The organism is Gilliamella sp. Fer4-1, from assembly GCF_001690515.1.
GTDB classification, from domain to species: domain Bacteria; phylum Pseudomonadota; class Gammaproteobacteria; order Enterobacterales; family Orbaceae; genus Gilliamella; species Gilliamella apicola_C.
This window is the reverse complement of record NZ_LZGZ01000163.1, coordinates 1-6,979: the sequence shown is the minus strand read 5'-3', so window position 1 is coordinate 6,979 and position 6,979 is coordinate 1. Positions and strand designations below refer to the sequence as shown.

Annotated in this window: 6 protein-coding genes and 1 pseudogene; all 7 read right to left on the bottom strand. The window is 33.5% G+C overall.

Going from position 1 to position 6,979, the window contains the following annotated elements; translation table 11 throughout:
* Window positions 1-435, bottom strand: a pseudogene (gene secD, locus A9G30_RS05650) (protein translocase subunit SecD); the annotation flags it as partial.
* 59 nt (window positions 436-494) lie between these two features.
* Complete coding sequence (yajC, locus tag A9G30_RS05645) at window positions 495-824, bottom strand: preprotein translocase subunit YajC (protein ID WP_065566193.1); 330 nt, start codon at window positions 822-824, stop codon at window positions 495-497.
* 185 nt (window positions 825-1,009) lie between these two features.
* The gene (locus A9G30_RS05640) at window positions 1,010-2,716 is read right to left on the bottom strand and encodes an NADH-quinone oxidoreductase subunit N (protein WP_065566192.1); all 1,707 of its coding nucleotides are present in this window, start codon (window positions 2,714-2,716) and stop codon (window positions 1,010-1,012) included.
* 6 nt (window positions 2,717-2,722) lie between these two features.
* On the bottom strand, window positions 2,723-4,267 hold the full coding sequence (locus A9G30_RS05635) for a complex I subunit 4 family protein (RefSeq protein ID WP_065588320.1): 1,545 nt from the start codon (window positions 4,265-4,267) through the stop codon (window positions 2,723-2,725).
* A gap of 17 nt (window positions 4,268-4,284) precedes the next feature.
* Window positions 4,285-6,021 (bottom strand): NADH-quinone oxidoreductase subunit 5 family protein, encoded by a 1,737-nt coding sequence (locus A9G30_RS05630; RefSeq protein ID WP_065588319.1) that lies wholly within the window; start codon window positions 6,019-6,021, stop codon window positions 4,285-4,287.
* A 107-nt stretch (window positions 6,022-6,128) separates the two neighbouring features.
* Entirely contained in the window at window positions 6,129-6,431 is a 303-nt protein-coding gene (nuoK, locus tag A9G30_RS05625) for an NADH-quinone oxidoreductase subunit NuoK (protein ID WP_065580136.1), read from the bottom strand.
* A gap of 1 nt (window position 6,432) precedes the next feature.
* Window positions 6,433-6,924 carry an NADH-quinone oxidoreductase subunit J gene (locus A9G30_RS05620; protein WP_065588318.1) on the bottom strand — a complete coding sequence of 164 codons (492 nt, stop codon included), beginning with the start codon at window positions 6,922-6,924 and terminating at the stop codon, window positions 6,433-6,435.
* Window positions 6,925-6,979: the final 55 nt, after the last annotated feature.

The window sequence follows — 6,979 nt, the reverse complement described above, 5'->3', positions numbered from 1 at the left end:
TTTACTTAATGCGGTTGTCATATCGACTTCCATTAAAAAGTGAACGCCACCACGTAAATCAAGACCGAGTTTCATAGGCTCAGCACCTAATGCTGTCAGCCACGTTGGTGTTGCGGGTGCTAAGTTCAATGCAACGATATATTCTTCACCTAATGCTTCTGATATGAGCTCTTTTGCTTTAAGCTGTGTATCATTATCACCAACGCGAATTAAAATTGACTTATTTTCATAAATTAATGATTTAGTCTCGATGTGATTATCAGCTAAAAGTTTTCTGATTTTATCTTGCGTAGCAACATTAATTTCAGCAGTATTTGAGCCTGAAATCTGTATAGCAGGATCTTCACCATAAATATTTGGAAGTGCATAAAGAAGGCCGAGGCAAATTACAACAACCAACATAATGTACTTCCACAAAGGATAGCGGTTTAACACGACATATTCTCTTGTGGAATTAGATAATCAATACAATGAACAATAATAGATGATCCCTATTATAGCGATTTCATTGTCCCTTTTGGTAAAACTGATGTGATAAAGTCACGCTTGATCACAACTTCAGTAGTATCATTTAATTCTAGCGCTATGTAGCCATTTTCGTTGACTTTTGATACACGACCAATAAGTCCGCCATTGGTTAATACTTCATCGCCTTTGGAGATAGAAGCCATAAGATCGCGATGTGCCTTTGCGCGTTTTTGTTGTGGACGCATGATCATAAAATAGAAAAATAAACCAAACACAACTAACATAATTGGCATGAAAAAATCGCCACCGGGTTGGCTACCATCTGCGGCATAAGCATTAGAGATTAAAAAGTCCATACTGGTCCTCTTGATTAAAATAAATTTTTAAAGGTCAGAATTATAACATAATAAATAAATCTGTTATTAACTATTTCTTGTCAAAAAGCCTTAGGAAAACATATGTTTTAGGATAAAATGCTGGTTTTATTTATTTTAGTTAATATGACTCCACTATTGAATTAAAGGAAGCTGATACAGGCTCATTATGTGGTTAAATATTGAGCCATGCTAACTAAGTTAAATAACCATTTAGGGTAAATTCCGCAAAGCATCGTCAATAAGGCACATAATACGATGATTAATTCGCTTATTCTAATATTAGTCCATTTTAACTTAATCGAGGCTCCACTTAACATTTTTCCATCACAGTTAATTGGTTTTATATAAAGATTGATAATTAAGCGAGCATAAAAATAAAGTCCTAATGCACTACCAATCACTACAGCAGCAACTAACCACCATAATTCTGCTGTAACACCTAATAGCACCAGTAAAAATCGACCGACAAAACCTGCGGTTAATGGTGTACCAGCTAAAGATAAAAACCCAATCCCCATAGCTAGCGCAAGAATTGGTCTTCTCCAAAATAGACCTGAAAGATCGATCTCATTTTCATGATCTTGTAGTTCATCTGAATGGGAATCTAAGCTGATTGTGCCTAAAATACAGATATTAGCTAAAATATAGCCAATGAGATAAACGCCAATAGTTTCTAATGCAAGTACTTGATATTGCACAGCAATTAACGCTGTAAATAAATAGCCAAAATGTGCAATTGAGGAGTAAGCAAGTACTCGCTTTAAGCTACTTTGCATCAATGCCAATAGATTGCCCCATAAAATAGAACAAAAAGCCATAATAACTAAAATAATACGGATTGTTTCATTGTTCACAATCGGTGCCAATAAAAACAGCCTAGCAATGGCACAAAAAACTGCTACCTTTCCAACTGTTGATAATAATAAAGCAACAACCGTTGGTGCGCCTTGATAAACATCAGGTAGCCAAAGTTGGAATGGAACGAGAGATAATTTAAAACCAATACCAACTAACATCAAACAAACACCCATCAGTAATAATGTACTTGGGTAAGTCATCGTTGAGAGTTGATAACTTAGCCCACTGAATGTTAGCTCACCAGTAGTTGCATAATAAAATGCAATCCCTATCAATAAAAATACACTGGCAATAGCAGATAAAATCATGTATTTAACTGCTGCTTCTAATGAATGAGTCTGTGTATATTGATAGCCAATTAACCCTACAAATGGAATAGATAACAGTTCAATCCCAATAAAAAATGCAATGAGATGGCTTGCGTATAAGAGTGTTACTCCACCTAATGTCATGAAAAGTAGGATTAAATAAAATAGTCCGTGATGAATCTTTTCTTGCCGGAACCAACGATAAGCAAAACAGGCTACAGCAATAGATATCATTAAAATCAAACTGGTATAAAGCAACCCATAACCATCACAAGTAAAAAGTGCAGTGATATGGTGTGCTTTCCACTCATCTATTGAACTATTATCAGTGTTTGAATTAGCATCAATATTTGTCTTATCAATCTTACTGTTGTTGACGTTGTCATCAATGTTTTCATTTTGTTTGTCCACATCATCAGTAGACACAGTATCAATTGCTATCGTTTCTTCAGTTGATGGAGTTAGTTCTTTATTGGCGTCTGAAACTGATACCGATAATTGCATATTATCACTACTGATATCTGCAATAGCTTGTGCATTAAATGAAATTTTATAGCCAACTACCGCGGAACAAGCTAACGCACATGTTAATCCACAAATAGTTAAAATAGTACATCCTTTAGTGCTTATTTTAAAAACAAATAATGAAAATAACACAACAATGATGGCAATGCTTAGTACAAAAATAGGCGATAAAGCTATCATAGATTATTACTCTCCCACTCGTTCTGTGGTTATGTATTGTTGTGTTTGATTCATGATAGAATAAGACATATCTAAAATCAGTTGTGGATACAAACCAATAAAAATAAGGACAATTAAGATGCTTGATAATAACAAAATATCTTTTTTACTAAGTAGATGTTTTGTGGAAGCCTCTTTATCTGCGGCGCCATAGAATATTGGCTGCATACGCACGATAAATGAAATAGACAATAATAATAAGCCAATTACTAGCAAAATGGTATAAAAAGAAAATGTGTTATAACTACCAAGTAACATCATATAATTACCAACAAAATTAGCTGTACCTGGAATACCTAACACAGCTAATATAAAATATAAAGTTAACGAAGATAGATAAGGCACTCGTCCTTTTAACCCAGTGAACTGGTTTATATTCCGAGTGGAATAACATTCAACCAATAACCCACTAATTATAAACATACCAACGATTGCTAAATTGATGGCTATCATCTGGATAACTACACCTTGATAAGCAATAATAGAACCGCTATAGATTATTGCAGTAACAAATCCCATTAAAGCGATATGAATATAAGCAACAAGTTTTTTAATATCGGTTTGATTGAATGCAAGCAATGCTGCATAAACAACAGTAGCCAGTGCACAAGCTAACATCAATGGCATAATCATGATTGAAGCATTAGGAAATAGTGGTATAACAAAACGTAATAAACCAAATGCTGCTGTATTGAGTAATAATCCACTAATCATCATTGAGCCAGTTGTTGAAGATTCAATATGGGCTTCAACAAGCCAACCATGAAAGGGAACAAAAGGAATGCGTACTATCAAAGCAGCTAAAAAGCCTAACATCAGTAAAAATTCAGTATGGCTTGATATTGGTGTTTTTATTAATTCCTGAGAATCAAATGTCCAATGACCTGTTAAGTTCCAGTTGATTAGTGCCAATGAAACGATTGAAATTAGCATCAGCAAACTACTTAATTGGGTATAAATCAAAAATTTGCTTGCCCCATTAAAGCGCAATTGCGAGCTCGAATCTCGGCGCCCCCATAAGGAGATCAAAAAATAGACCGGTATTACCACAGCTTCCCACAGAAAGAACATTAAAAATAAGTCAGTGGCGACAAACAACATCATAATGGTTGATGTCATAAATAATAGGCATAGGTAAAATAAACCAAGATTGTTTAAATTTTCTTTACTAGAATAAACAATAGTCAATAATACAATAAATAGTGTTGCGGTAATAACAACCATTGATAAGCCATCTAAAACAAGGTGAAAACGGATGCCTAGTAATGGGATCCACTCCAGATTAATTTCCTTTCCCCAGTTTGCGCCTTGCTTTAGTGTTTCAGCGACATCTATCCATAATACGATCGCTATCGATAATGTAATACAAATTGTGGTAAATGCGACAATTATGGGTAATTTTGACCAACGCTTTTGTACGTTGATGGAAACTACCCCTCTTTGTAAACATGCATGGCATAACCAACCAACAAATCCGCCTATTACAGGTAAAAAAACAAGCCATAACAACATGAATGATTACACCTTTATTAAATGAAAATCAGTAACATTAATATAATAATACTGCCTATAACCATCGAAACCATATACCATCTAATTTGCCCATTTTCTAGATCAACGATAAATGCGTTTATTTTTTTTATGCCCAACATTATCCAATTATCCCATAAAGCAATAGGATCTTTTTTTAATAATTTAGCTAGATAGATATAAGGTTTAACAAATAAGCAATTTAACAAATAATCATAACGCCAATCACTATTACACAAACGTAAAAATAATTTAATCATTGGTGTATTAAGTACTTCTCGCACTTCGCTGTTAGAGCGCACATATAAAATGTAGGCAATAAGAAAGCTCAAACCTGTCACTGCGGCTAATAGTAGTTGAAAAGGCAATTGCCCATTAGTATCTAACTTGCCTAATGGAATAATGCCATGAATCGGTAACGGAAAATGAATAAATAAAGCGGTAGTAAATACCAATAAGATAAAAATTGGGCTATAGCTTATCCATTTTATTTTTGTAAAATCATACCATTTTTGTTTATGATAAAATACCATTGAAATTAAACGCCAAATGCCTAAGCTAGAAAATAAAATACCTATCAGACCAATCGTTCCAGATATTAATCTACCCTGCGCCATTACTCCCCAAATGATATCTCCTTTGATATAAAATGATGCCGAAATCCAAGGAATAGCACTGAGTGAAAGCATAATTAACAAAAATACAATATACAGCGTTGGAAAAGATTTAATTAAACCGCCTAATTTGCTTATATCACGCTCACCTTGGCATTTTTTAATTACAATAGATGAGGCTAAAATTAACAATGTGCTTGTTACGGAGTAATTAATTAAGCAATTCAAAGACAAATTCCAACTTTGTGTTGAAAAAGCATAAAAAAGGTAACTAATTTGCGCTAAATTGATATACGTGATAATTCGTTTAATATCGTACTGCACTAATGCAATAGTACTAGCAAATAATATCGTTAATGATGAAATCATCGATATAATAGCTAAAACATCGCTCGACATCATAAACAAATTACTTAATCTTAAAACTAAATATACCCCAGCTAAAATAACTGTTGATGATTGTAACAAAGCTACTGCGGGCATTGGCGCTAATGTTGTTTCGGCAAACCATGAATGCATGGGAAACAGTGCAGATTTACTCATTGCTCCAAGGAATAACATTAAAGTTATCCAGAATATAATGTCTGAATCAACCGCTAAATTATCATGTGCTTGCACCAAAACATCATGAATATTTAATGTGTTTAAAGTCTGATAAAGTAAAAATATACCAATGATTAAAAATATATCCGTTAAATGCATAACGATAAATGCTTTCACTGCAGCATAGCCATTACGCGCTTGTTGATAGTAAATACCAATAAGTAAGTAAGTACTTATGCTCACTCCTTCCCAACCAATTAGCATAACAAATAAATTATCAACTAATATAATAGTTAACATGCTAGCAATTAATAAGTTACTGTAAGCATAAAAAGTATAAATATCCTTTCTTAACGTCAAATAACAAGCTGCAAAAAAATAGATCAAGAAACCAAAAAATGAGATTAGCACTAAAAAAGTTAGTGATAAACCATCTAGTGTCAAAGATAAAGGTATAACGAAATCTCCAACAGAAATCCAATTCCATAATAGCCTAGTATAGATTAGCGTCATGTCGGGCACTGTATTTGAATAAAAATCAATACATGAAAATACCGTAATTAATGCAATGATGAGCATAGTACTGATGCCTATAATTATTACATTAATTGAGCGTATATGCCTCCCTAGGCAAATTAATCCAAAAAAAGAAAGCAAGGGAACAATGATAGTTAAATAAAGTAGATTCATCCTTTCATCTCACTCAGTGAGTCAATATTTAAGGTTTTTCGGCGGTAGAATAGTTTCATCATTAATGCTAGCCCAACACAAATCTCTGCTAGGGCTGTTATTACCGCGAGTATTGCAAGTACTTGTCCATCAGATTGTTGCCAATAACTACTTGCCGAAAACAACGCAACGATTGCACCATTATTCATAATCATCAGGCTAAGCAACAGAAAATAGAGATTGCGTCGAATCATTACCCCTAATAAGCCGATCACAAATAAAATAGAAGCAAAGATAAGACAATGCATAAGTGGGATCATATTATTTCTCCGACAACAGCCGATGCATAAAATGATAAGCAATCACAACTGCACCTAATAATAAAAATATAGCTAATTCAGCCATTAAAATGTATGCATATACAGACATTTCATGCATTAATTCATGAGACTCTTTCAGCTCCGAATAGTTGACCGTTACTACACCATAAATAAGCGCGACTAACAAAATAAAAGCTAAAATTAATGGCCCTAACCAAATTTTTGGGCTAATGCCTTGTTTTTTTGTTTCTATATTATCAACACGAATTGCCAAAATTGAAGCGACAACATAAAAAAGAGCCGTTGTTCCACCAATAAACAATAATATATATATAACAGCAGAAAAATAGGTATTAAGTAGAATAAATATCGACGCTGAAGCAAACAGCGAAATAATAAGGTACAAAATTGCCTTATCAACTCGCAAGCTACTAATCACTTTTATACTAGCAATAACAGCAATAATCGACGCGATATAAAAAACAGCGATCATCTAATTATCCAATACATATTCATAATACTGTTAGTATATACCCAAATGATATTAA

Coding starts and splice junctions, on each gene's coding strand:
- nuoK (WP_065580136.1), bottom strand. CDS start 6,431: ATGATCCCACTTATGCATTGTCTTATCTTTGCTTCTATTTTATTTGTG.
- A9G30_RS05640 (WP_065566192.1), bottom strand. CDS start 2,716: ATGATAGCTTTATCGCCTATTTTTGTACTAAGCATTGCCATCATTGTT.
- A9G30_RS05620 (WP_065588318.1), bottom strand. CDS start 6,924: ATGATCGCTGTTTTTTATATCGCGTCGATTATTGCTGTTATTGCTAGT.
- yajC (WP_065566193.1), bottom strand. CDS start 824: ATGGACTTTTTAATCTCTAATGCTTATGCCGCAGATGGTAGCCAACCC.
- A9G30_RS05635 (WP_065588320.1), bottom strand. CDS start 4,267: ATGTTGTTATGGCTTGTTTTTTTACCTGTAATAGGCGGATTTGTTGGT.
- A9G30_RS05630 (WP_065588319.1), bottom strand. CDS start 6,021: ATGCTCATCATTGCATTAATTACGGTATTTTCATGTATTGATTTTTAT.